The 26,884-nt window shown below is 37.6% G+C and carries 23 protein-coding genes; 2 read left to right on the top strand and 21 right to left on the bottom strand.

All coding sequences use genetic code 11. From position 1 onward, the window contains the following. Nucleotides 1-541 precede the first annotated feature (541 nt). The 3 genes from serS to F5ESL0259_RS01645 form a co-directional block, all read right to left on the bottom strand. Nucleotides 542-1,849: a serine--tRNA ligase gene (gene serS, locus F5ESL0259_RS01655; RefSeq protein WP_122037279.1), complete on the bottom strand. Its 1,308-nt coding sequence runs from the start codon at nucleotides 1,847-1,849 to the stop codon at nucleotides 542-544. Between the two features lie 319 nt (nucleotides 1,850-2,168). Next, a complete protein-coding gene (locus F5ESL0259_RS01650; RefSeq protein WP_122037278.1) occupies nucleotides 2,169-2,711 on the bottom strand; it encodes a GNAT family N-acetyltransferase in 543 nt (180 codons plus the stop codon). After that, a complete protein-coding gene (locus F5ESL0259_RS01645; protein ID WP_110445626.1) occupies nucleotides 2,711-3,316 on the bottom strand; it encodes a TVP38/TMEM64 family protein in 606 nt (201 codons plus the stop codon). The genes F5ESL0259_RS01650 and F5ESL0259_RS01645 overlap by 1 nt, the downstream gene beginning before the upstream one ends. 195 nt (nucleotides 3,317-3,511) lie before the next feature. On the opposite strand from F5ESL0259_RS01645, the gene F5ESL0259_RS01640 reads away from it, so the two are divergent. Both F5ESL0259_RS01640 and F5ESL0259_RS01635 read left to right on the top strand, forming a co-directional pair. Then, a complete protein-coding gene (locus tag F5ESL0259_RS01640; protein ID WP_122037277.1) occupies nucleotides 3,512-4,291 on the top strand; it encodes an alpha/beta hydrolase in 780 nt (259 codons plus the stop codon). 119 nt (nucleotides 4,292-4,410) lie between these two features. Continuing rightward, nucleotides 4,411-5,787 carry an NAD-dependent succinate-semialdehyde dehydrogenase gene (locus tag F5ESL0259_RS01635; protein ID WP_122037276.1) on the top strand — a complete coding sequence of 459 codons (1,377 nt, stop codon included), beginning with the start codon at nucleotides 4,411-4,413 and terminating at the stop codon, nucleotides 5,785-5,787. 83 nt (nucleotides 5,788-5,870) lie between these two features. Here F5ESL0259_RS01635 and F5ESL0259_RS01630 read toward each other — a convergent pair whose 3' ends face one another. From F5ESL0259_RS01630 to F5ESL0259_RS01545, 18 genes are all read right to left on the bottom strand, one after another. Beyond that, the gene (locus tag F5ESL0259_RS01630; protein ID WP_122037275.1) at nucleotides 5,871-6,881 is read right to left on the bottom strand and encodes a zinc ribbon domain-containing protein; all 1,011 of its coding nucleotides are present in this window, start codon (nucleotides 6,879-6,881) and stop codon (nucleotides 5,871-5,873) included. Nucleotides 6,882-6,979: 98 nt separating this feature from the next. Continuing rightward, a complete protein-coding gene (locus F5ESL0259_RS01625; protein WP_122037274.1) occupies nucleotides 6,980-8,539 on the bottom strand; it encodes an ATP-binding cassette domain-containing protein in 1,560 nt (519 codons plus the stop codon). 297 nt (nucleotides 8,540-8,836) lie between these two features. Continuing rightward, nucleotides 8,837-11,869 carry an MMPL family transporter gene (locus F5ESL0259_RS01620; RefSeq protein ID WP_122037273.1) on the bottom strand — a complete coding sequence of 1,011 codons (3,033 nt, stop codon included), beginning with the start codon at nucleotides 11,867-11,869 and terminating at the stop codon, nucleotides 8,837-8,839. Then, nucleotides 11,862-12,449, bottom strand: coding sequence for a TetR/AcrR family transcriptional regulator (locus F5ESL0259_RS01615; protein WP_122037272.1), 588 nt, complete (start codon nucleotides 12,447-12,449; stop codon nucleotides 11,862-11,864). Before F5ESL0259_RS01615 ends, F5ESL0259_RS01620 begins: the two co-directional genes overlap by 8 nt. 162 nt (nucleotides 12,450-12,611) lie before the next feature. After that, on the bottom strand, nucleotides 12,612-13,535 hold the full coding sequence (locus F5ESL0259_RS01610; protein WP_122037271.1) for a serine hydrolase: 924 nt from the start codon (nucleotides 13,533-13,535) through the stop codon (nucleotides 12,612-12,614). Nucleotides 13,536-13,549: 14 nt separating this feature from the next. Next, the gene (locus F5ESL0259_RS01605; RefSeq protein WP_046324314.1) at nucleotides 13,550-14,467 is read right to left on the bottom strand and encodes a magnesium transporter CorA family protein; all 918 of its coding nucleotides are present in this window, start codon (nucleotides 14,465-14,467) and stop codon (nucleotides 13,550-13,552) included. 137 nt (nucleotides 14,468-14,604) lie between these two features. After that, entirely contained in the window at nucleotides 14,605-15,909 is a 1,305-nt protein-coding gene (locus F5ESL0259_RS01600; RefSeq protein WP_122037270.1) for an extracellular solute-binding protein, read from the bottom strand. A 264-nt stretch (nucleotides 15,910-16,173) separates the two neighbouring features. Beyond that, the gene (locus F5ESL0259_RS01595; protein WP_122037269.1) at nucleotides 16,174-17,484 is read right to left on the bottom strand and encodes an extracellular solute-binding protein; all 1,311 of its coding nucleotides are present in this window, start codon (nucleotides 17,482-17,484) and stop codon (nucleotides 16,174-16,176) included. A 50-nt stretch (nucleotides 17,485-17,534) separates the two neighbouring features. After that, entirely contained in the window at nucleotides 17,535-18,830 is a 1,296-nt protein-coding gene (locus F5ESL0259_RS01590; RefSeq protein WP_122037268.1) for an MBL fold metallo-hydrolase, read from the bottom strand. Further along, complete coding sequence (locus F5ESL0259_RS01585) at nucleotides 18,814-19,638, bottom strand: carbohydrate ABC transporter permease (RefSeq protein ID WP_046324310.1); 825 nt, start codon at nucleotides 19,636-19,638, stop codon at nucleotides 18,814-18,816. Before F5ESL0259_RS01585 ends, F5ESL0259_RS01590 begins: the two co-directional genes overlap by 17 nt. After that, nucleotides 19,639-20,505 (bottom strand): carbohydrate ABC transporter permease, encoded by an 867-nt coding sequence (locus F5ESL0259_RS01580; protein ID WP_122037267.1) that lies wholly within the window; start codon nucleotides 20,503-20,505, stop codon nucleotides 19,639-19,641. It lies immediately after the preceding gene. Beyond that, nucleotides 20,505-21,590, bottom strand: coding sequence for an ABC transporter ATP-binding protein (locus F5ESL0259_RS01575; RefSeq protein ID WP_122037266.1), 1,086 nt, complete (start codon nucleotides 21,588-21,590; stop codon nucleotides 20,505-20,507). The genes F5ESL0259_RS01580 and F5ESL0259_RS01575 overlap by 1 nt, the downstream gene beginning before the upstream one ends. Nucleotides 21,591-21,922: 332 nt before the next feature. Continuing rightward, nucleotides 21,923-22,795 carry a DNA/RNA non-specific endonuclease gene (locus F5ESL0259_RS01570; RefSeq protein WP_122037265.1) on the bottom strand — a complete coding sequence of 291 codons (873 nt, stop codon included), beginning with the start codon at nucleotides 22,793-22,795 and terminating at the stop codon, nucleotides 21,923-21,925. Between the two features lie 105 nt (nucleotides 22,796-22,900). Further along, nucleotides 22,901-23,854 (bottom strand): exonuclease domain-containing protein, encoded by a 954-nt coding sequence (locus F5ESL0259_RS01565; protein ID WP_122037264.1) that lies wholly within the window; start codon nucleotides 23,852-23,854, stop codon nucleotides 22,901-22,903. A 10-nt stretch (nucleotides 23,855-23,864) separates the two neighbouring features. Continuing rightward, a complete protein-coding gene (locus tag F5ESL0259_RS01560; protein WP_122037263.1) occupies nucleotides 23,865-24,686 on the bottom strand; it encodes a Sir2 family NAD-dependent protein deacetylase in 822 nt (273 codons plus the stop codon). Nucleotides 24,687-24,699: 13 nt separating this feature from the next. After that, nucleotides 24,700-25,335, bottom strand: a complete 636-nt coding sequence (locus F5ESL0259_RS01555) for a DUF421 domain-containing protein (RefSeq protein ID WP_181413630.1) — start codon at nucleotides 25,333-25,335, stop codon at nucleotides 24,700-24,702. A 12-nt stretch (nucleotides 25,336-25,347) separates the two neighbouring features. After that, a complete protein-coding gene (locus F5ESL0259_RS01550; protein WP_122025660.1) occupies nucleotides 25,348-25,797 on the bottom strand; it encodes a DUF3290 domain-containing protein in 450 nt (149 codons plus the stop codon). 225 nt (nucleotides 25,798-26,022) lie between these two features. Further along, the gene (locus tag F5ESL0259_RS01545; protein ID WP_122037262.1) at nucleotides 26,023-26,775 is read right to left on the bottom strand and encodes a PAS domain-containing protein; all 753 of its coding nucleotides are present in this window, start codon (nucleotides 26,773-26,775) and stop codon (nucleotides 26,023-26,025) included. Nucleotides 26,776-26,884 lie beyond the last annotated feature (109 nt).

Here is a 26,884-nt window from a genome sequence, read left to right as displayed (position 1 = left end):
TCGTTCCAAGATTCGCATCTCGGATTTATTTGCTTGCGAAATTGACTTCGCTCTTTTGTTTTGGGTTCTTTAAACCCGCACATTTTTGCGAAAACATTGTTCAGTTTTCAAGGTACTACCTGCTGCTTTAAAGCAACTTTTTTATTTTGCCAGATTCAAGCGTTTTTGTCAAGCGCTTTTTTCTGACTCGTTTTGCCGTCTTACCGGACAGCGTTTATTATCTTACTAAAACAATTGTCTTTTGTCAACTGCTTTTGCTTGATTTTGTTTTGAACTTGTTATTTGTCGTAACTCGCTCAAACACAAGTAATACCTTACTCTTTTTCTCTTAATTCGTCAAATCAATCATTTTGTTCGTTATTTAAGTAAATTCGTAACCAAATTAGTTTTGTCTAATAGCTGATACTGCAATTTTTCGCTTTTATGACTAGACCAATTTGCTAATTATTCGTAATTTCATCATTTTTTACAAGTATTGCAGCAAAATTTTTTACAAAAAAAGCGCAAGTTTATTAAACTCACGCAAAAAATAATTGTTTCTCTAAATTAGAGTTTCTTCTTTAGTAATTTTTGTCATTCCGTTCATATAAGGAACCAAAACTTTTGGTACAGTGACTGTGCCATCTTCATTTTGATAGTTTTCTAAAATTGCGGCAACAGTTCTGCCGACAGCCAAACCTGAGCCGTTAAGAGTATGTGCTAAATGCAGTTTACCATCTTCGTCACGGTAACGAATTTGTGCACGACGAGCCTGGAAGTCAGTACAGTTCGAACAACTAGAAATTTCACGATATTTATCTTGAGCCGGCATCCAAACTTCCAGATCATAAGTCTTGGCACTAGTAAAACTGGCATCCCCAGTGGATAAAGCAACTACATGGTATGGCAAATCTAGTTTTTGCAGTAAATGTTCAGCGTTATGAGTCAGTTTTTCTAATTCATCCCATGAATCTTCCTGCTTACAAATCTTAACCATTTCGACTTTTCTAAACTCGTGCATTCTAATTAAGCCACGAGTATCACGTCCAGCTGAACCAGCTTCACTTCTAAATGCTGGAGATAATGCAGTAACATTGATCGGCAGCTTATCACCATGAATAATTTCATCACGGAAATAGTTAACAAGCGGTACTTCTGCAGTTGGAATCAAAGTTAAATCCCTGGGCTTGTCCGGATTATCATTGTCAACGATGGTATAAACATCTTCGCGGAACTTAGGGAATTGTCCTGTACCTTGCATTGACTCATCATTAACTAGATATGGCGGAATTATTTCGGTATATCCTTCCTTGGTGTTTTCATCAAGGAAAAAGTTAAAAACAGCTCGTTCAAGCAAGGCACCAGCACCTTTATAATAGACAAAACGCGCACCTGAAACTTTGGCACCTCTGTCCCAGTCCAAGATATCTAAATCTGTACCAATATCCCAGTGTGCTTTAGGTTTGAAAGCTAGTTTAGTTGGCTCATGCCATTTACGAACTTCTTCATTATAACTTTCGTCGGGTCCGATTGGGTCAGAATCATCGGGAAAGTTAGGCAGCCGCAACAAAATATAATTTTGTTTTTCAGTTAATTTGGCAACCTTATCATCAAGTTCCCTAATTTCCTGTCCAACTTCACGCATTTTTTGAACTGCAGCAGAAGCATCTTCTTTATTCCTTTTTATTGCAGCAATTTCTTTTGAAACTGTATTACGCTCTGCTTTTAACTGCTCGCTGCGGTTCAGTTCTTCACGCCGATCAGCGTCAATTTTGACTAATTCATCCAATTCTTCCGGCTTAACGCCACGTCTACCAAGTTTATCCTTGGCCCAATCAAGATTCTCGCGAATCACCTTAATATCCAGCATCTTTTTACCTCCACAAAAAAAGCCAACTCATCCCACCAAATTGGGACGAATTGGCTTATACATGGCTTCGCGGTACCACCCAGTTTCAGCTAAATTTAGCTGCACTTCATTAAGTCGGCGATAACGATGCCGCGTGCCGTGTAACTATTAATTACCCACATAAATGGAATCTGGAAACGACTTCTATTCGCTTACACCACTATGCGAACTCTCTTAATCAGTCTTAGGATTCCGTGTTTGGATATTATTTTAAGCTATTATGCATTTTTTAGCAAATAAGTTTTAATGTTTTTTACAATTTTTAGTAAAAAGGTTTCTTTCAAAATTTAAGTTTTTGCTCAAGATCAAGCCAACCTGATTTTTTCAACAAGAAAAAATCCTCTTGATATTCAAAAAGACTACTTACTTTACTCATATCAACCGAATAAATCAGCTTAAAGCCTAAACGAGCAAGTAAATTTTGTGAACGGGTATTATTTTGATAAGTCCCAGCCCAAATTTCCGACTGATCAAGCTTTTTGAAGGCATAGTCAAAAAGTATTTTTAAAGATTCCATCATATACCCGTGACCGGAAAAATCTTTATCAAGCAAGAAACCAACTTCTTTAGTATGCAGCAGTTCTTCTTCGTTAGTTCCCCTATTATATAGTTCAACTAAGCCAATTAACTGCTGCGAATTACTCAAACAAATGCCATAACTATATTTTCTAGCAGCATACTGTCCTGCAGCAACTTCAGCTTCTGCTATATTTTGATAATGACCAAAGCCGGCTAAACGCTGATAATATTCATCTTGGCCCCATTTAAGTAAAGTTGGTGCATCGGCTAGATTAAATGGCCGTAAATAAATTCGACTGACCATTAGTGACCAACCAGTTTGAGCAACCAGTCCATGCCGAAATCAAGTGCGAAGCTATAAGCAAGAATAGTCCAAGGCTTACCTAAGATAATTATCCAAAAATAAGTCCAGAACTTCATATCGGTTAAACCAGCTAAAAGACAAAGAACATCATCTGGTGCCATTGGTGCAACAATACAGATCGCAAAAAACCAGTTAAACTTACGCTGGTTTTTGGTCCACTTCATATATTTATCAAGAGTTTTTTCAGAAACGATATGGAGAATAAACGGTCTACCATAAAAACGCGCTAAAAAGAAGTTAATGATCGAGCCAACGCAGATTCCGACATAGTTATAAATAAATCCGGCTACTGGTCCAAAGAAGATAACTCCACCCAGAAGTGAGACCCCGCCAGGAATAATAGGAATAACAACCTGAATTATTTGAATCAAAACAAAAATAATGGGTCCAATTATTCTCTTATTAGCCAAATATGCTTTCATTTTAGCTTGACTAGTAAATATTCCTATTTTGTACCAATAAATACACAAAAGAATAATGATAATCCCACTGACAACGGTCAGAATATTGATTAATCTTCGACTAGCTTTAGCAGACAAATGCATAACTTACCTCCAATGTTAAGCCTCATTTTACCAAAAAATATGCAGTGTGATTACTTTTTAATTCATTAAATACTAATATTTAAATAATTTAAATATTTCGCTTCTAAAAATAAAAGGAAGCTGGTTTTAAAGCAAGTACAGCTTTCAGTTAAAGTATAATAGGTATTAATAATATAATTTTTGGAGGAAAACTTAATGACCCAAATTAGCACTGACGTTACTTATGATAAACAAAGAAAATTGCAAACAGATATTTACCAACCAGATAACAATAATTCGAATGATATCTTGTTGTTTTGGCATGGAGGAGGCTGGTTTCGGGGAGACAAAAGCAGCTTCAACGAATTATGCAGTAAAATGGCTGACCAAGGCTTTATAGTTTTTGCACCTAATTATTCCCTTGCACCGCAACATCTTTTTCCGCTTGCGCACCAAGACAGCATTAACTTTGTTGAATGGCTGTTAAAAACTGACTTTGTAAATAATAAAAAGCCCCACATTACCCAAATTGGCGCCAGCAGTGGCGGCACAATGGCACTTAATATTGCAGGTAAATATGGCTTCCCTACTGTTACTTGGTCGGCTCCTGTTAGTTATTCAGCCTGGATGAAAGACCATCAGGATGTCACCCCTACAATTGATGGTCGCAAAGAACTGGGCTTATCTGATTTACACGATATCAACAATGCTTTTTATAAATATTTTACGTTGGCTTATGCCGGCTCGGAAAATGAAGAAACATTAAAAAAGATGGATGCTAAATCTTATGATTACACTAATTTACACCAGTTATTAATGATTAATTCTGCGGATGAGCTATCGCCTATTCCATATTTACTCGATTTTGTTAACTATTTAGCACAAAATAATCACGCGGTTGACTTAAAAATAATATCTGGCACCAAACATGCGATGTCTTATGCTAATCAATATTTAGAATATTCATTAAATTATCTTTTGCAAGCAATAAAATAATTTTTATTATTTACTTACTAATTATTAGTAAAATATTCTGTATGTGCTATAATAATTGATGAAAACGTTTTATATTTTTGATAAGCTTATCCTACAAATATTTTTAAGGAGATAACATTATGGCTAAATATCAATCTATTAATCCTTACACTAATGAAAATTTTGCTAGCTACGACAACCCGACAGCTGAACAAATAGAAGATGCACTAAATTTAACTAACGCACTTTACCAAAAATGGCGTCATGAAGGACCTGAAACTCGAACAGCAACATTGCACAAAATTGCTGACGGTTTGCGCGAGCATAAAAAAGAAATGGCTGAAATCATGACCCGTGAAATGGGTAAAATGATTGGCGAATCTGAAGGTGAAGTTGATCTTTGCGCCTCTATTTGTGATTACTTTGCTGATAAGGGTCCCGAATTGCTAAAACCTGAACCAATTGATTCTCAATTAGGTGATGCATATTACCTAAAGCAGGCTACTGGCGTTGTAATGGCATGTGAGCCTTGGAATTTCCCACTTTATCAAGTAATCAGAGTATTTGCACCTAACTTTATCGTTGGTAATCCTATTATTCTGAAGCACGCTCACAATGTTCCCGGTTCTGCAGCTTTGATTGCTAAAATTATTAAACAGGCTGGGGCACCCGAAGGCAGTCTAATTAATATGTATCCAAGTTATGATCAACTTGATCAAATGATTGCAGATCCAAGAATTCAAGGAGTAGCTCTAACCGGTTCAGAACGTGGTGGTTCTTCTGTTGCAGAAAATGCGGGTAAAAATCTGAAGAAATCGACTATGGAACTTGGAGGTAATGATGCCTTCATCATTCTTGATGACGCTGATCCTGAAGTTTTGAAGCAGGCTCTTAGTTCAGCCAGAACCTATAACGACGGACAGGTATGCACTTCTTCCAAACGGATTATTGTTGTTAAGTCGCGTTATGAAGAAACTTTGCAGGAATTAAAGCAGGTCTTTTCTGACTTAAAAGCAGGCGATCCGCTTGATCCAGCCACTACCTTACCACCAATGAATTCACAAGCTGCTAAGGAAAAACTGACTAAACAAGTAGATGGTGCTATTGCAGCAGGAGCAAAAGTGTTCTACCAATATCCTGAAATTGATTCAGCTGGTGCCTTCTTCCGTCCAACTATTCTAACCAATGTTGATCGTGACAATCCTGCATTTGACCAAGAGTTCTTTGGCCCAGTTGCTATCGTTTACGAAGTAGAAGATGAAGATGCTGCTATTGCTTTAGCTAACGATTCCAGTTACGGTCTAGGTTCTTCTGTTATCAGTTCCGACATTAAACGTGCACAAAATGTAGCTGCACAAATTGAAACTGGTATGACAGTAATTAATGGCACATGGATCAGTTCCGCTGAGTTACCATTCGGTGGTGTCAAGAAATCAGGCTATGGTCGTGAACTTAGTGACCTAGGTTTGATGGCTTTCGTCAACCAGCATTTAGTAATTTCTATGCCGACCAAATAATTAGTATAAGAGCATAAATTAAAAAAGCTGATGAGTAGCGTTTATATTAGACGTTAATTCATCAGCTTTTTTGTTGTCATTTTTTAACGGTGACGTAACAGATTGTAGCCCGTTAGTCCCGTGGTCATTACGCTGGCCAAAATCAAGAAATAGGTTGACGCACCAACTGATACCGCATATAAGAGTAGTTGACTGGTGATGCTATGTAAAATTCCCCGGTTTGACAGTGTACTATTAGACATTCTATAAATAAGGTAAATTAGAAAAATAGTTTCAATTAGCGAAAGGATAAATGCAATTGTCCTGTTCTTTTTAGTATCCCTCATAGTATTGTAAATAATAAATAGCGGAATCAAAACCATGACTAGCCAAATTACACAAAGCACAACTCCAGAAAGCAATGTGGCATTTGAAGAAAAAAGCCTGCCGGCAAGCCCGAAAGTGACTCGTGTAATTGACATTTTTTGACCGTAAGTCATATCTAAGACAGATGCACCAGATCCGGTAAATAAAACTATCAAGTTGATAACTGCTAGTAAAACGACTAAAAGCTGGACAAAGGTAAAATGCTTGTTTACCTGAATGTTCTCCTTATATCTATTACCCTTCTGGGCCAATCTGCTTTTGGCTTTAACTTTTTCTTTAGACTCAGCCACATTATTAAACATATTAGACCCAAGTTGATTTACTTTTTGTGTTAGCCGCAGATCCACAGTATAGCGCTCAATCTTTTCTGCGCGACTACAAACAAAGTAGAGCCAAACGAGCAACGCAAAAAAGCAAATCCAGCCAAAACTACGGGAAAAACTCATGATAATTAAAAGTGCAATTCCCAGCAGAAAAACAATCATGCTGTTAACATGAATCCATTGCAGCATGCGCTCAATAACTGAATTTTGTTTTTCCGGATAAAATTCTTGCCGGTAGACTTTACGACTGGCAATTTTTTTAGCGGTTTTTTCGTCTTCAAAATGAGCTTCTTCGTGCTGGTCTGTGAAAAAAGTTTCACGATATTTTTGTAAATCAAAGTGGCAATTAGGACAGGTAACATCCGCATCAGTAATGGGACGACCACAGTTCGGACAAGTAGTCATAAGAAACTTCCTTTATTCAATAATTATAATAAGTTAATCATAAAACAAAAATAGCGATAAGGAAAAGGTCTTTATCGTTATTTTAATACAATATTTTTTTACTGTAATTTTTGAATCTGCTCTTTAACCTGCTTTATCTGAGCAATTGAAGCCTGCGAATCAAGCATTAATCGATCCAATTTAAATTTGAGCAATTCTAATTCATTATTATTGCTACTTGCGCGCTTCTTTTTCTGTGCTGCGGAAGTTATTAAACGTCCGTTTTTGATTTGCCATTTTTTAACTTTGAGTTGTTTAATAAATGCCTGATCATGTGATACCAGTATCATAGCAAATGGATAGGCAACAACAAATTTCGCCAGTGCATTAATCGATAAAATATCTAAAAAATTAGTCGGTTCATCGAGCAGCAATAAATTATATTGTCCAGTAATTATTTTAGCTAGGTTGAAACAGATGAGCTGACCGCCACTAAGATCACTTATTTTGTGCTCGCCATACTGACGTAAATGCAAATCGCCTAAAACTTGCATAGTTGAACTATGATCAAACATACTGGTAGCAAAAAGAGAAGCAAATAAACTTTCATCAGTTTGGCTTGTCATAATGTTTTGGTTAAAATACCCTATTTTAATTTTAGGATTATAAAAACCAGCCAGTTGTTTGTTCTTGATTTTTTCCAGAAAAACAGATTTACCGACCCCATTTTGTCCAGTTAAAACAACTTTCGCCCTATAATTGAGATTAACTTGTTGCTCAATGGAAAAGAGCATTCGTCCATAAGCATTAACCGGTTGCTGCTCTATTCGTAAAGCTTTGCTTTTGGGAGAAATAGATAGGTCAGTTATCTCATTATTGCCATTTTTCAGGGTAATTGCATGATGAACTTGCGGTTTTTTTAGTTCTCCTTTTTCCTTATTGATGCGGTTAGTGAGACTTTTACTGGCTCTGATAACATTATTTGCAGTTTTTTGCTTGCCCAGCGACTTTGAGCGCCAATCAGATGAAGAAAGTCCCTTTTTATTATGAGAAAAAGTCCTAGCCTTATTAACATGCTGATTATAACTTTTCGTAAGTTGCTCAATATGCTTTTTCTTTTGCTCATAGCTAGTTTCAGCTCGTTTTTGCTCATTTTGCCGAAAACGGCGAAACTCCTCATAAGTCCCTGAAAATGTATTGACTTCTTTATTTTGAATATACCAAACTGAATCACAGACGCTATTTAAAAAGTTCTGGTCATGGCTGATAATTAAGCAGGCAATTTTGCTTTTACTTAATAACTTTATTAGCCATTGTTGCTCTTCAATATCCAAATTAGAAGTAGGTTCATCTAAAAGCAGCAAGCCATTAGGCATATTTTTTAATTTAGCAATTGCTTCTCTGAGAGCTAACTTTTCTCTTTGACCACCACTCTTATCACCAGCATCAAGTAATTGCGGGACATAAGCAAAATTACAGTTTCTAGTAATTCCACCTTTAATGGTAAATATATCTGTTAATTTTTCTTGAGCAAGTATTCGTATTAAAGTGGTTTTACCAACACCATTATTGCCAATCAAACCAATTTTTTGCCCAGAATTGATGCTCAAATTTGAGACCGTCAGCAGTTTAGTACCTGCCACGCCAATTTGTAAATAATCTATTTTAATTAATTCCACTATAAGACCTCAATGTGTACGCGTAATTCATAAAATAAGTTGCAAAATTACTTTTCCTGTTAAAGTGAATTGTTCTACGTTGAGTTAAAGAAGTGGTTATTGCTTTAAAACTACAACTAGAGCTTATTGATTATTTACTTGTCTTGACATGCCAGTATTCCTTACCTTCTACTTAAAATTTAATTAAAAACAGTATACTATAACTAATTAACATTTGTAAATGGATTAAAAAATTGTTTTGAATAAAAAAGGCTGAAATGCTCTAACTGAGAATTTCAACCTTTTAATTAATTTTGCTTAATTTTTAGCACGTTTATTCTTGCGCCAATGAACACCTTCATAAGTCAACTCGACTGCAGCTGACAAAGTGATCGGCATAATAAATACTAAAATTAGCAGACCAATAATCACTGCCAAAGCCACTTCAATCAAAGTCGGAATTCCTGAAGGAATTAGCGCGGCAAATGTACCACCTAAAATAATGGCAGCTGAAACTACCACAGTTCCAATTATGCCACACGCTTTAAGCATCCTTTGACTCGGGCTGCCGCCTTCAAGTTCACGATAACGCGTCATTAAGAAGATACTGTAATCAACACCCAAGGCAATTAACATGATAAAGCCGAAGAACGGTGTGTTCCAGGTTAGCATAGTTTTGCCTAAAGCAGCTTTGACTACCCACTCTGTAATTGACAATGAGCAGAAGTAAGCAATTAAAAGCGTACCCAAGATGTAAACAGGTTGCAAAAGTGAACGAGTTACAAAAATCAGGGCAATACCAATACCAATCAGCATTATGGCAGCAGTTCTAATAAAGTCTCTGTTGGCAATATCCTTAATGTCAGCGATGTTAGAACTTTCGCCGCCCATTGCTACCGTGGCTTTTTTAAGACGAGTACCAGCTAAAGACTTTTTAGCCATTAAGCTCAGATCCTGCGCCTTCTTAGTTGCTTTAAGACTACTTGGGTTTGACTTGAAGACAATCATCAGCATGGCAGACTTCTTGTCAGGACTCAAATAATTCTTAATCGAAGTTTGGAAAGTATCGTTTTTGATAAATTCTTGTGGAATATAGAAAGTATCTGCCGCTGAAGAACTTGCTAAGCCATTAAGGTAAGCGGCTCCTTGACCAAGTCCGTTATTTACTTGATCCACACCATCAGTAATCTTAGGTGTGCTTGCAGCCAACTTGCCAGCGCCAGAGTTTAGTTGACCAACGCTAGAATTCAGCTGGCCGATACCAGAACTCAATTGGCCTGTACTGGAATTAACTTGACCAATACCCGAGCTTAATTGACCTGCGCTGGAATTAAGCTGACCAATGCCGCCATTCAAAGTAGCAGCCCCATTGTTTAACTGGCCAGAAGCAGTGGCTAATCTGCCGACGCCGGATTGCAGCTGACCCATTTGACCAGATACATCTGGCATTGAAGCAGAAGCTTCTGCCCAAGATTTTTCTAAAGCAGCTCCTGCAGCTTGCATGGCAGCCATTTTTTGCTGCTGGGTTAAGCCCGGAATACTGCCAATACTCTTAGCCAAGTTGGCTTTGTAACTCTTTTCTAAGGCAGCCTTGGTATTCTTCTGTGCATTCGCAATACCAGCACTACCACTTGCAAGTTGCGAATTTAATTGGTTTAAGCCACTAGTCATTTGCTCTGTGCCGTTTTGCAAGCGACTGGCACCGCCTTGCAATTGACCAGTACCATTTTGCAATTGGCTGGCTCCATTTTGCAGTCTGCCAGTTCCGCTTTGCAATTGACTGGCACCGTCAGCTAACTTGCCAGTACCACTTTGCAGTTGACTAGTACCATCCGCTAATTTACTTGCACCTGCAGTTAGTTTTTTACTTGCATTGCTTAGTTTGCCTAAACCGGCACGTGCCTGATCAACTCCTTGATTGACAGTGTCCAGCTGATTTTTAACGTAAAGTTGATCAATACTTTCTCCGTATGGCTGGGTAACAGAGGTAACAAATGCTACATCATCTGATGCCTGAAGCTGTCTGGTTAATTGATCAATTAGACGTAGGTCGGCTTCATTATCAAGTTTGTGATCACTCTTAATATAAAGAGTTGATGGCTCGGCCATTCCTTTTGAAAAGTGATCTTCAACAACGAGCATCCCCGCTTTAGCCGGCACACTGTTATCAATCTCATCCGTATCATCATAATTCAAATGACCGGTGTACATCAGACCAAAGGGAAGGACAACTACTGCTAACACAATTAAGTAAATAATTGGGTGGGCAAGTGTACCCTTTGCAATACCATGCCACAATTTATCTTCATGTTCACCAGTAAATTTCTTTACCGGCCAGAACATTTTTTCGCCCAAAACAGCCATGAAGAACGGGTTGAGGGTTAATAGTACTATTAATAAAACAGCAACGCCGACTGCAACGCCCACAGCTGACTGGTAAATTGAGAAGTTAGCCAGGCTTAGCGCTGAGAAACCAATTAAAATGGAAGAACCGGAATAAAGAATTGTTTTACCAGCCACCTTCAAGGCACTGTTCATCGCTTCGTAGCGACCCATTCCCTTACCCAGATCTTCTTTAAATTTATCATACAAGAGAATGTTATAGTCTGTTCCAATACCGAACAGGACAATAATCATAAAGACCTGTGTAAAGTTAGAAAATGGGAAGTTCTGGTATTTAACCAAGTTAGTAACAATCGCAAATGATGTAATAAAGGAAACGCCAACTGTTAATAATGAGATCAAAGGCACAATTGGTGACCTGAAGACAATCACTAACACGATGAAAATAAAGATAACAGTTATTACTTCTGTTTTCTTGATTCCTTCTTGAATTGCATTTGAAAAGGCATTTTGTAAAACATCTGCACCAGTGACATAAGTTCTAATACCAGCTGTTTTAACTGCTTTAGTTAGCTGCGCTTCAACATCATTAATCGGAGCGTGCTTTTTGGCCACGTTTAGCTGCATAATCCAAGTAGTATTATCCTTTGATTGCAGCTTTTTCTTAGTAGCAATATTATCGTCTGGACCTAATACCATTTTGATACCGTATTGATCCTGATCATCTTTTAATCTGCTAACTGTTTCGTTAATGGCATCTTTATCATCAGCAGTCAATTTACCTTTTTGCTTATTAAAGACTACGGCAATTTGATAGGTATCCTTTTGTTTAGGACCCCAGTCATTTTGAATTGACTTTGCAACTTCACTTTGAACATCTGATGGTAAGGAAATATTTGAGTGCTCACGGGTTAACCCTGTAACGTCCGGCAAAGCCACAACAGAAATGATTAAAATTAAAATCCATGCAATTAACGAAAAAATATGATTTTTTACTAGTTTATGCACTCTGATTTTCCTTTCTATTTTTTTGCAATAATTTATTGGGCTGAACCAATTGAATAATTAATTCATGATAACCCTGGTCAGCCTCTTCACTAGTTTCTTCTGTAAAAGAATCTGATACATCTAAGAAAACGTATCCTAATACTGCCCCAATTAAGGAATGGAGCGAAACCGTGCTGTCACTTCTTAAATTTAGTTTGTCAGCAAAAGCTATTATCTTTAAAATTTCTTGAGTAATAGCATCGTCTTTCTTGTATTCGTTCAAATGATAAAGAATACTAATTAATGCGGGATCGTCCAGAATAAAGTCGCGGACAATATCAGCAAATTTAAGTAAAGCCTCTTCACCTGAAATTCCAATCAAATTATCAACTAATTTTTTACCTAAAATTTTAATTCTGCTTGCACCTACAAGCGACAACAATTGCTTTCGACCTGAAACATAGTGATAGAGTGACTGCGAACGAACGCCTAACTCCTTAGCTAGGTTCGGCAGAGTGGTCGCGGAAAGTCCTTTTCGTCCAATCAGCTCCGTCGCCTTCGCAATCACCTTATCTAAATCAAGGCTTCTTTTTTTAATCATTTTCACCCCTCCTTTTGACAGCATAGTGAATAATATAGCACTACAATGTGAAGAATACAATCTACAAGGTGTAAATTATTTTTTAAAAAACAAAAAAGCCCCCAAACACTTAGTTAACGGGACTTAAAAGTTAAAGAATTAGTAAAGCTCGCATCAATATTGTTATTTAAAAAAGCCATCAACTACTTTACCTAATTTAGCAAAATTATGATCATTACTACTCCACACACTGACACAGTAGGCATTGCCATTAGATTGGACCAGCGCTACGTTTGCTTTACTGTCACCGATGGCATATATCAGACCTTTATGATCACGGACAATCTTGGGCTTAATTTTAGCAGCGTTTAGCGTCCCCAAAACCTGGTTGGAGTATTGTCTGCTTAAAATTTGATCATGGTAAAGACTCACCATGATTTTGTTTAAATCATTAGCAGTAGTTAAAGCTACCGGTGATTTAGAAAATTTATTTTTTATTGCTGTATCCTTAACACCTGTTTTTTTAATAACTGCGTTTACCTTTTTGGGTTTAACAGTACGAAGAAGGGCATTAGCCGCTGTTTGGTCGCCTTGCATCATTAATTGCTTTAAATAAGTCGCATTGTAAGCAATTCCCTTTTGCAAGAGTTTTTCTCCTTTAACGCGATCAGCTTTTTTTATTTTGATGGCTTTATTGGCAATGGACTTGCTATGTTGTTCTTGATAAGTCATTGCAATCAACAAAAATAAATGGCTAATTGAATTTACCCCATGATGTTGAGTAGTATTAGAAACGCGGGCAAATTTATTATTAGTAAGATCCTGAACGCAAACCTGATAACTCTGTTCTTTTCCCATCACCTGGGCAATACTTTCTGCCCATTTTTTCTCACTACCAGAGGCAATTTTAATATGATTAGGATATTCAACGTTATCAACTTTGGGTTCACGAACTGACTTTTGTCCTTTTTTATTTTTCACAACTTGTTCTTGCTTTTCGCCCACAATTTTTAAACTGCTATTCTCCACTCTTTTGAGGTTAGCAGAATATAACATAAAAGCAATTAAAGCCGAAATTAATGAGCCTAACAAAACTTTGTTTTTCATATCAATGCCTCAGTTTAAAAGAAATGATGTCGTTTCATTAATACAATTAGCCAGACCATCAGAAAAATTGTGATCACGGTGATTGCAATCCAGTCAGATGAACTATGACCAACTGGAAGACTGACATTCATACCGTAAAAACCAGTTAGGATGGTCGGAACAGTTAAAACCAAAGACCAAACAGTTAGGAACTTCATAGTATCATTCAAGTTATTGTTCATCATATTATTGGAAGTTGCTGATAAGGTTTGCGTAACCTGCTGCGAAATTTTCACCATTTCTGCTGACTGATTCGATTCAATCAGGACATCATCAAGACGTTCACGACTGGGCTTAGTAAAATCTAGTTTAGACATTTTTAAACTGTGCAACATCATCAAATTAGTCTGAATTGAACTGGATAAATACACCAAACTTTTTTCAATATTGGACAGCTCCACTAAATCTTTATTGTTAATATCACCAGACAGCTTTTGGTCCAAACTGTTGCGTTCCGTATCAAGCTGCGTAACCGCCCGTTGAAAATACTGTGATAAATACAACAAAAACTTCATTAATAATTCCGTGACATCTTGTGCAAGTGATAATTCCCGTCGTGTGGCAGTGTCATTGAATTCATCAAAGACATAGCTGGTTGATTGCGTATGAAAAGTAAAGATGTTCTGCCCAGATATTAAAAAAGTTACAGGATGTGCTGTAAAATGCTTAATCGCTTTAGTAGGCCAAATAGGTACATCGTAAACAAGCAAATTAATGTGCGTATGCGTATCATAGTCATAGTGCGGTCGTTCATGTCTGTCTGAAATATATGTAATCATATCAGGAGTGAAATTAAAATCTACTTGCAGCTTGTTGCTGTCCTCTTCACTCAAATTACTGATGTCATACCATCTATAATTGGTTTCCACCGGAAACTTTTGCTCTCTAATCACTTTTTCACCCCTGGCCGCTATATTTAGTTGATATTACCTACCAGCTTGCTTATGCCATTATTATCTTACCATTCAAGTGAAAAACGACAAATAAAAAAACAGGCCTCGGCCCGTTTTTTTAATATTTTAGCACTTAACTATTGTTTCCAAGCAGCATCAAATTTGTTTTTACCTGTTGTAATAGCTTTTTCTACATTACGGTTCTTTTGTGCAGCTGACAAAATTGATTGCATAATAGGAGTCAATTGACTATATGTAGCACTGGAATCCTTGATTACAGGAACGCTGTATAGTGAATTGGAGTTGAGAATATCCTCTAATTTTGCCGGCAGCTTAAAGTCCTTGTTTGCCTTATAGTCGTCAGACTTAGTAGCAGCTTCATTAACTGGAATATAACCAGTTTCTTTTGCCCATTTAATCTGTCCGTCTTTAGCAGCCAAGTATTTCATGAATTTGAAAGCAGCTGCCTTTTGCATAGCACTGGCGTGGCTGAACATATAAATATCAGTCCCTTGCGACATCGTGTACTTACTTGGACGAGCTGCAACTTCATAAGTGAAGCCCTTCTTAGCCGCCTGTTTAATCCAAGTCTCTGTTGAAGAAGAGGTCACAAACATAGCCAATTTTTGGTTGGTAAATGGAATATAGAGATATTTATCTGAACCAGGCATTCTGAAGTAGCCTGCCTTTTCTCCATTTATAAAGTAGTTAAGCAACTTCCTAGATTTAGTACCGGTAAAATCAATTTTACTGGAGAAATTCTCACCTTGATTTTTCATTCCTAAAACGTAGTAGTTGTCTAAGTCATCAAAGCCGGCACCAACTACCTTGTGATTACTCTTTTGGTAAATAGTTTGCGCTGCCTTTTTAACCTCACTCATAGTTGTAGGCACTTTGGCGATACCATACTCCTTAAACATCTTGGGGTTATAAATTAAAACTTCAATTGACTTGTTAAATGGAATACCATATTGGGTGCCTTTAATTTGGGCACTGTTCAACATATCCTGTTTAATGCCTGATGCGGCAACGCTGCCCCAACCGACATCTTTATTACTAATGTATGGCTTAAGATCTACCAGCATCTTATTCTTGGCTGCACTTTCAAGCCAACCCGGATATGCCTGAGTGATCGTTGGCAAATTCTTAGGTGATTGTAAAGTTGAAGTAATTTTTGATTGCAGATTATCATAATCACCTTGTTGCTCAAGCTTAATCTTAATTTTAGGATTTTTATTCTCAAAGTCCTGAGCTAAACTTTTCAGAGTTTTTTCCTGAGCACCCTGCATCCCGTGCCAAAAGACAACTGTGGTTTTCTTAGTTACTTTAGGAATTTTGCTTGAACTTGATGACGACGAATTACTGTTATTTGAACAAGCAGAAGTTCCAACTAAAGCCAAGCCCGCGACTGCTATAGCCGCCAGCTTTTTACCGAAATTCATAATATTATTTTTCCTCCAGAACATTTTTACGCGCTCACTAGTGATACTGTGAGCATTAATTCCCATTAATTGTATAGCAAATATAGATTAATTACAATAAATTAACCAAAAAAATTCGGCTTTATTTGTATATTTTACTTTATTTAATTATATAGTTCACCACATTACGAACATTTATCAGGTAGTTACTCTCTTGCTTTTATTGCGGACAAAAAAGCTTGCCGTAAAAAGACAAGCTTTATGATAAAAATTGCTATTTAGTTTTTATTGTTTCCAAGCAGCATCAAATTTTGTTTTACCTGCTTTAATTGCATCATTAACGTTTTGCTTCTTTTGTGCAGCAGCTAAAATGTTTTGCATAATTGGATTTAAGCTACCGTATGCTGCACCGGCATCCTTGATAATTGGCACACTGTACAGGTTAGCCATTGCATCTTCAAGTTTAGCTGGCAGCTTAAGCCTCTTAGAGTCCTTGTACTCGGCAGAATCGGCAGCAGCTTGATTAACTGGAACATAGCCAGTTGCATTAGCCCATGTAAGTTGACTAGCTTTTGAAGTTAAGAACTTGATGTAGGTAAATGCAGCAGATTTTTGGTCAGCTGAAGCATGCTTAAACATGTAAATGTCAGTACCTTGTGACATGGTGTATTTACCAGGACGAGGAGCAACATCATAAGTAAACTTATTGCCTACTCCTTGTTTAACAAAGCCTTCACCAGCAGAAGTACCAATGTACATTGCTACCTTTTGGTTAGCAAATGGTCCGGATAAATAGTGCTCTGAACCAGCAACTCTGAAGTAGCCTTCTTTGATGCCATCTGCATAAAAATTAATAACTTTCTTTGAAGTGTCGCCAGCAAAGTCAATTTTACTTGAGAAGTCAACGCCTTCATTCTTCATGCCTAAAGTGTAGTAGTTTGATAATGAGTCAAAACCAGCACCAACGACTTTATGATTACTCTTGTTGTAGATGATTTGTGAATCTTTCTTCAATTCATCCATAGTGGCTGGGGCCTTTTTAATACCATATTTCTTAAGCAAATCAGCGTTATAGGTCAAAACTTCAATTGACTTGTTGAAAGGAATACCATATTGTTTACCATTAATCTTAGCACCATCAAGAAGTGCACTCTTGATATTAGAAGCTTCACTACTGCCCCAACCAACTTCTTTACTATTAATGTATGGCTTTAAATCAACCAGCATGTTTTTGTTGGCAGCATTAAAGAGCCAGTCAGGATAGGCCTGAGTAATGGTGGGCAAGTTATTAGGTGACTGCAAAGTTGAATTAATTTTAGCTTGCAAGTCGTTATAAGCACCTTGATTTTCCAATTTAACCTTGATCTTAGGATTTTTGCTTTCAAAGTCTTGTGTCAACTTCTTTAATGTAGCTTGTTGCACACCTGTCATACCATGCCAAAAGACAATATTGGTTGTCTTCTTGACTTTAGCAATTTTTTCTGAACTTGAAGATGAGGAAGAATTAGAATTGCTTCCGCCATTTGAACAAGCTGCAGTACCAACCAGAGTTAAGCCAATAGCAAATGCAGCGGCCAACTTTTTACTAAACTTCATTTGGTTAAAACCTCCCAAATATAAAAACTAAACAACATTTTTATGATTAATCAAAGCGTAACTGTTTGATTGCGCTTTGGTAAAATCCTGTTACCATAAGGGTTCTCTACCAGCTCCGGATGCAATGTGTGCACGGGAATTAGTGTTGGTGGTTGAACCCAATCAATAATTTGTCTTAGTTCTTTTTCGTCAGCGTGACCAGAACAACGCAACATTTGAACTTCAATATTTTGCTTCTCCAACTTTTGCAAAAATGGCTGATAGGCTGGATCAAAATCTCCTAACGGCTCAGCATTTGAATGAATATACAAGCCTCCTTTTTGCAAATGTTCAAAATCAGCAACTGCCTGCCAGAGGAATTCGTGATCATCGTTTAGCAGTTCTTCGTATTGAACAGCCAATTCTGGTTTCAGATCAACGAATTTTTGCTCCCCTGGCAAGTAGTAATACGGCAAATCCTGATTAATGCTTTCCTTGAGCAAGTGAGCTCTTGCGGCATGTAAAACAACTTTACGCGGTGAAGCAGAGATAATGCGCAACAGTCGCTCTACATTGGTCGGATAAGTATTGAAAGTCATTTGCCGGTTAGGATTATCTTTTTGTAACTGAACAAATTCTGCGGTTAACTCATCCTCATTTTTAGGGCCGGTAAATTCTGCGCTATTTTCTTCATGCTTTTCTTCCGGCCAAGAAAAGCCGGTTGCCTCAGTAATTAAAACGTCGCAGTCTTTTGCAGCTGTCAAAAATTCTTTGACCCAATCAGGATGATAACCGTGCAAGCGGATGTCACCGGTATATGCAATTGCTAAATCAGGTGTCTTGACAATAAGGCCAGTGGCACCATAAGCATCGTGGTCACTAGGCCAAACAGTCATTGTAATATCGCCTACTGCTATTGGCTTTTGATACTCAGCCGCAATAATTGGGCGAGTATAGCTGGGTTCATGCTTAGCAGCTGAGAGCAGAAAGTCCCCGTTTTCGTTTAAAGCCGGCAGCATCTTAGCCGTTAATGGTCCCGCATATAAAGGTATTTCGGGTGCCAAAAAATTCATGGCCTTGCTGTGATCCAGATGAAGGTGCGATATGTAAGCAGCAGCGTGTTCCCACCGTTCATGATCAAGCGCCTTACCAGTTAATTCTGGATCATAAAAGTTAGGTACATCCCCAATTAACTGGTTATCAACTAAAGTCTGGTATTTTTCATCAGGTAGATTCAATTCCGGTCTGTAGACTTCACCCAAGTCAAACAAAACATGAGACTTGTTATAAGCTACTTCAATCATTGGCCCGCCAATAGTATTTAAGCCGTTGTAAAAAGTGATGGTGGTTTTAGCCTTTAAGGTCATTACGCACTACCCCCTTGATGATCTGCTTTCTAAAGATTAAGTACAAAATTAAAATTGGTAAAACAGTTAAAGTTGCAGCAGCTAGTTGCAATTGCGTCTCACTGCCGGCGTCAGAAGCAAAGGCTGACAAACCATTATTTAGAAGGCGCATCGTATCTTCATTGGTAACCAGCAATGGCCAAAGAAATGAATTCCAGCCAGAAATAAAGCTAAGCAAGCCGACGGTAAACAAACCACCCTTTGACATCGGAACTAAAATTTTCCAAATGTAATCCCAATCGCTGGCACCGTCAATCATGGCTGCTTTATAAATCGTATCCGAAATTGAACCAAAGTAACTCTGCAAGTAATACATGTAGAAAATGGAAGTCAAGAATGGCAAAACCAATCCTACATAAGTGTTGAGTAAACCCATATGAGCAATTGTGTTGTAGTTGGTAAAAATAATTGCTTCACCTGGCACCATCAATAAAGACAAAAGTACTAATTGAATTAAGCCTTTACCCTTAAAACGCAGGTTCACCATGGCAAAAGCTCCGAGCAAAGAGTTAAACAAACTAACAATCGTGGTCACGCTGGCTGTTAAAACCGTGTTGACAAAGTAGCGTCCAAATGGGGCACGAGCAAAAACTTTGGCGTAGTTGGACCATTCAAAATGGTGCGGTATCAAAGTTGGCGGAATCGAAGTGGTTTCCTGAAAACTCATTAAGCCACCCAAAATCATATAAATAAAAGGAAAAACGGTAATGATGGCAAAGATAAATAAAATAATGTAACTGAATAAAACCCCAATGCGAATTCGTTTCATTTAATATTCTCCTATCTTCTTCATCATCTTACGTTGCAGGAATGTCGCAAACAGAATTATCAGGAATAAGACTACTGTTGCCGCCATAGCAACACCGGGAGTACCGACAATTTGGAACTTATTGTAAATATAGAACACTGCAGTCGTTCCCGAATTACCTACTCCGGCCTGACCGTTAAAGAGGGCATAGACAGAAGTATAAATCTTAAATGCTCCAATAACATTCATTGTCAACAGAAAAGCTATTGTAGGAACAAGTTCGGGCATGGTAATCCGCCAAAACTTGTCACGACCACTGGCACCAAACATATCCGCTATAGTGTAAAAATTGGGATCAATATTACGCAACGCTCCCATTAATATAACAATATTAAATGCTAAAGATGACCAGATTCCGAAAATAATAATCGTAGTTAAAGACATTGCCGGATCATCAATCCAGTCGGGAGCTGGTAAATGCAGACATCTGAGCACGAAGTTCAACATACCGTAATCACCGTTAAAGATATAGCGAAAAACTATCCCAATGGCAATAGTCGAGGTGACATAAGGCATAAAAAACGTAGTTTCAAAGAATGATTTATGTTTTACTTTGTCAAAAATAATCCACGCCAGCATGATCGAAATAGCTAGACCAACTGGTACAGAAATAATGGCATAGAGCACAGTATTTTTAATCGCTAACCAGAACTCCGGATCCTTAAAAATATACTGATAATTGCTAAAGCCGTTCCAGCGCAGGTCAATTAGCGAGCCACTCTGAAAGCTCATCCCAAAAGCGCGCAAAATGGGATAAATACTAAATAACGTGACAAAGATAATAGTTGGTGCTAAAAAAAGCCAAGCCTTCTTTTGATTAGTCTTCATTAGTAAACTCGCTCTCCTTCAGGCGTAAATAGAAATATCCTATTAAATCGCATTTTGAGTTTAATTTGATCGCCCCTCTTAATTGGAGTCTCCAGATTAATTAGTGAACGGACTTGCTGATTATCAAATGTAAATTTCAAAATACGTTCACGTCCAATTAATTCAATATCGTCGACCTTGGTCTCAAACAGACCATCAGGATCGGGCACAATATTTTCGGGTCGCACAGACAAGATATACTCACCATCTGGAATTTCGCGTTTAAAACGGGACTGTTCCAGATTAGCAAGATTAATCGTAAATTGGCTTGACTTTAATTCATTTGCAGTTTTAGTTATTTTAAAGTTATCAATTACAGGATTGCCAACAAAATTGGCTACAAAATAATTATTAGGCTCCAGGTAAAAGTTTTGCCCTAAATCATCTTGTTGAATAACACCGTCATTAAAGAGAATGATTTTATCTCCGATTGATAATGCTTCTTCTTGATCATGGGTAACAAATAAGGTAGTAATACCAACAGACTTAACTAATGAACGAATTTCTTCGCGAATTTTAAGGCGCAATCTGGCATCCAAATTGCTCAATGGCTCGTCCATTAATAAAATTTGGGGTTCTTGCACCAATGCACGTGCAATTGCTACACGTTGTTGCTGTCCACCAGATAAATTACCAGGTTTTTGATCAGCTAATTCAGTAATTTGGGTTAACTCCATATATTTGGTAGCAATCTTTTTGGCTTCCGCCTTTGGCTTTTTATTAGCCCCTACAATTAGCGGAAACATGACGTTTTGCAAAACAGTCATATGTGGATATAATGCATAGTTTTGAAAAACGTAGCCAATATGGCGGTCCTTGGCTGCTACTTTGACGACCGACTTACCGTTAAATAAAATATCTCCCTCCGTGGGATTCAGTAAACCGGCCAAGATATTCAAAATGGTTGTTTTGCCACACCCAGAAGGTCCTAAAAGACACACCAAATCGCCCTTTTTAACAGAAAAACTAACATTTTTAATCGCTTCATGACCGTTGTCATAAACTTTCCGCAGGTTTTTCACTTCAACAAATTTATTGTTATCCATTAACTCGCACCACTATCATCTTTATTTCTTCTTTTACTACTCTCCTAATTTTAAGATAAAAAGCTTAAGAACACAACCTAATTTGCTTGATTAAAATTCGTAATTTTCTTATCACACCACCGCATAAGAGCTAAATATTTGTAATTATTGCACAAATTACTAATTATTATCAACAAATAACTTTTATTGTTCTCTTTTAATTACTTTGCTGCAAACAGAATAAGCGGCAGTAAAACTTGCTGCCGCTTTAGTTAATCTCTTTATATATTAATTATTAATTTATCCGAACATTTGGCTATTTTTAGTGGGGTAATTTTGCCTTGAAAGCTAAATTAATAGTTTTCTTTCACATAAATTTCATGATTAACTTTAGCCCGACCATTATTATAGTTAAAGGAATAGCCTGGCTGGACGTTAAATAAATAAACGTTAAAATCCAGTGTGCCATCAGTTGACACAGCCTGTAAATTAATCCCCCGTGCCATTAATTCATTGCCGCGAAAGATGGGTGTGGCCTGGTAAATTACTTTTTTATTCTGCCTTAGAGCCACACGAATACGACTTTCAAACATTGTCTGAATCCTCTGATTTGAAAAAGCAGACTGGGTGAACAGATTTTTTGGATTATTTTGGTCACCAGAAAGATTACGCGGATTAAAATTGCCGTCAAAATCAATACCTGCCGAAACAGAATAAGCTATGAGGTGGCCGCGATTATAAATTTGGGTACCATTGCGCCGGTTATAATGCCAACCTGTTGGTTCGATAAACTGCCGCTCTCTTAAGCTATCATTGGCTACATTACGCTTTTGCAAAAATGCAGTATTGGAGTGGGAAGTACGGTTTAAGCTGTCCAAATCAGAATATATTACCCGGTTAACGCGCCAGGCATTTTTAATTAAAGTTGAATGGTCATTATTAACTGTAATATAAGAAGAACTGCCGCTTTTAAAATCTAAATCAGCCAATTTTTGATAGTCCTGGCTGGATAGACCACCATACACTTTTGCAGCTGGTTTAGCTTTTTCTATTTTATTATCCTTTTGCTGGTCATTGCGAGTTATTCTATCCCTCGTTTGCTGGCCACTTGGATCTGATCCACCTTTAGTTGCAACAAACCAGAATAAAAACAAGATAATAATGACAATTGCCCAAAAATCCGCGTTAGTTGTCTTAGTATTTCGTCTGCTCCTCCTGCGTGCCATTCACATTGCTCCTTAGTTAATAATAATTAAGTATAGCTAATCGAACTGTTGTTTGCAACAGGAAATAATAAAAAAGCAAGGTTGACCAATCTCCTTGCTTAAATTCTAACTTCTGGCCCATTCATCAAGCATATTTAAAAAATAACTTTCAGACAGCCGCTTAATCTTGCTGCCAGCACGGTTATATTCCTTGGCCTTGAGAGTTTCCGGATTAGTTTTACTAAAAAAGCCGTCATCACTCATAATTAAATAGTCTGTATCTGCCTTAACACCAGTCTGAGCTAGACCGTTCATATTATTTACCATTTGCGCGGCTTCTGCGCTATTCACCTCTACTTCAGGAGCGAAGGCAATTTTTTTGTTATTTACCGGATTGCGAAAGCCCAATTCCCAAACTTCCAGTTCTTTTTGGAGTAAATCCAGGTTTTTGAGCTTGCCTTGTGCTTCTTGCAAAAGCGCAGGTGTAAAATGCTGGCGAAAATCATCATAAACCTTTTTAGTATCAAGGGAATCATCTAAGCCGTGGTGCTGCTCAACTTGGGCAATACCAGCTCGCTGAATGCAGTCAAGCAGCCGATTATGTTGCATGGGATAGTAAACACGAGCCAAACGCAACACATCGACATAGTCGTTATTTAATTCTGTCAAATGAAACTTTTGCGCTAAATCATATAAAAAATTTAAGTCAAAATTGACGTTATAGCCAATGATAATATCCGCGCCAATAAATGAGCGAAAAGCTGTCATTGCCTCTTTTACCGGTATTCCCTCTTTAAGAAGCAGCTCTTCAGTAATGCCATTTAGCTTGGTAATAAAACTGGATACCCGGTTCGATCGCGGATAAACAACCAATTGGCTAAACTCAGCCACTACTTTGTTATTGCGGACTTTAACTGCACCCATTTCGGTTACATGATCACGGTAGGGATTTAAACCTGTGGTTTCGATATCCAGCATAGTATAGTCGGAAATAAAGTCGGGCCATTCCTGCCCTTTGCCCCGGATTTTATTCTGAACGCCAGAAACATGGAGCACGCCATTTTTTACATAAATACTCATTGAGAATCAGTTACTCCGTTACAAGATTATTAATTAAACTAACTGCATCTGCATTTGTACCGGCACTGCGCTCTTGAATTTCAGGTAACAACGTCTCCTGCGGATAATCTGCAGCGACATAAGACCATTGCGGATATTCTGCAACCAAATGTTCAATTGGTTCGCGCAGTTGCGGACTGGTTTCATCAACTCCCAATTCCAAAAAGACAGTCTTTTTCTCTTCATTACCTGTTAAAAACCAGCGAAAACGGGAATTGGCAACAGTGTCGGGATAAAAATGGTCATTAAGCGGCAGATGAATTTCCAATGGCTGACCACATACCTCACATTTTGGTACTAATTTTGCTAGATCAGTACCTGGCTTGGCCGCAATAATTTTTTCAGCGGCAGTCTGAATGTTTGAAAGACCATGATTAATCCCACTCGCACATTGTGCTTTAGTCCAATCGCCAAATGCGTTAAAAATGCGGTTTTCGTTAAAACCGGCAGTTTCGAAAAAGTGGCCAAATGCTGAGGTAGCAACAAAATACTGTCTATGACTAATTAGTTGCAACAGATTTTTTAATGTACTACTTGGGCGGTAATCAAAGGAGTATTTTTGAATAAGGCTTGACCACAGTTGCCATTTTTCAGACCATGAAGGAATATGTTGATCCAGTGCATATCCGACTGAATGAACATCGTGTTTTTGGACAATGCTGGGAAAATCACGTTCAAAATCTGCTTGACCTAAAAGATCAAGTCCCTCAACTTTTGCCAAACCATTACCAGCAACTACAACCACAGCTTCCGCCTCTTGGACTAACTGCTTTGCCTTATTTAAATTTTCCATTTAATTCTCTTTCCTATTTTTGATTGTAGCCAGTAAACGAAACCTGACCATCTTCAAATTCTCCTAAGAAAACATCACTAGGGTCATTATAGCCGGCTTGTTTGAGCTGCTCTTTTAACCAATTTTCATCCTTATTAATAGATTCAAGCACATCTTGGTTAATTTGACCATCATTAATTAAAGGAAAACGGACATTTTTCTCATCTTTCTTAATAACCGTTAGTTGACCGTTCTTTTCAAAGATGCAGTTTTTCACCTGATCAACAGAATAAATACCCTGACTGCGTAATTTGAACATTAATTCATTAGCTGACAGCCCAGCAGACAAGCAATTACGTGGTAAAACCTGTCCGTTTTTAACTATTTGAATTGGTTTGCCATCAATCAGGCCGCGAATAAAGTTGCTGTGCTCCCGCGCAAATTTCAAGATAAAGACCACCAGAGTCCAAACGATCAAAACGAGCAGGAATTGCAAGACGGAAATGTTGGCATTGTAGATAACGCCACCGATAATACCACCTAGAACATAGTTTTGCAGTTGATCCAAAGCAGTCGTGGGAGCGATGTTGCTTTTGCCAAACACATTTATTTGAAAAATTAAAGTTAACACACCTAATACGAATTTAATAAAAAGCTGCGTATAATTCATTATTATTTCCTCCTAATTCTTTATGTCGACCGTGTGGTTAATCACATGAGCCTGCTTTAAAGAATATGAATTGTTGTCATCATTTAATTCCAGCTGATAGTCAATATCTTTTGAGTCAACCCTGACGATTAAACCGTTTTGCAGTGTAGTAGAACTGACCATCACATCTGAAACCGGTACTTTGTGGTCTTTAGCAACTGATTTTATAAATGGTGCAATTTGCTCAGACTGAGATTTCACTACGTTTGTTTGCACGTATTTTTCGTATTGTGTGCCCATAAATAAAAGTAAAAATAAGAGTGCAATGATCCCCAAATCACGGTAGCGGGTATCGAATCTGTGCCTGAGATACAAAACTGTGAACGCGATCATTGTTAAAGCCGCAATTGCAATCAGGATGTAGAGAATGGTTTTACTTGTATTTTGATTTTGCTCAATATATTTAAGTGTGTAAAAAGTCATAACATAATTACCTCTATCAAAAATAATTTATTCTAGTTTTTATAAGTTAATAGCAATAGCAAAATCACATATTAACTAAATTAAACATTACCAAATATAGCTAAAAGTGTTCGCTTCCTCCCTGTCAGCTTACTTAAACTGTGTTTATAAGCCTATATATTATCAGTATAACAAAAAAGTAGTTAGAACCTGTCTAACTACTACTTATAAATATTTAATTTAAACTTAGTTTTGGGATGCACCTGTTGCTGTGTCCGGCTCAGTGTCTTTTTTGACCTTTTCTTCTGCAGCGGCTGCTTCAGCTTTAGTTGAAGCTCCAGTTTGAGCATCAGGATCAGAATTACGCCTGTATGTAGCTCCCGTTGTAGCATCAGGATCAACTACCAACTTTTGTCCGGTTGTTTCACAGAAATATTTTACCAGCGGATATAGGTCCTGCACCCATTCGTAAATACCAGCATAATTACCTTCATCGTCTTCAACACGCTTGTAATAATGTAAAACAAGTTGCTTAAGGTTTCCCGTTGGTACAGGCATATAAACAGCGTCGTGTCCGCCTTCTTTGGTTCGCAAAGCATGAACAACTTTTTTAGCTTCGGGAATGACATCGCGAACATCAGGATGAACTTCTCCCATGGTATTTCCTACTTGTGCGGGAACTCTCTTAGCCTTCATCTTGGCGTTAGGATCAACCGGCCGGTTATACCATAAGAATTGGTTATTATCATCTACAAAAGTTAGTTCGCCAATTGTGTTACGCAACATCCAGTTAATTTGATTGACTGTTAATAATCCACTGTCAAGCTTAACATAATCGTCTCCTGTGGCAGCTTGGGTCTTTTCTGCTGCTTTATCAAGCCAATCTGGATCTTCTTTTTTTAGCCCCTCTACTGTATAACGGCTTTTGCCTGTAGCATCAAAGTCTTCTTTTAAATATTCATCAGAGTTCATGTCTTTTAACCATTTGGGTTCAGCCATTTTTCATTCTCCTTTATCATTATTTACAATAGTAAACCAATTGTATCACGGAAGCGCTTATTTTTAGGCATCTTTTTAAATTATCCTTTATCTGAGATTTATTTTTCTT

The organism is Lactobacillus sp. ESL0259, assembly GCF_003693045.1.
GTDB lineage: Bacteria > Bacillota > Bacilli > Lactobacillales > Lactobacillaceae > Lactobacillus > Lactobacillus melliventris.
The sequence above is the reverse complement of the archived record's forward strand: the minus strand, read 5'-3'. Positions and strand labels throughout refer to the sequence as shown.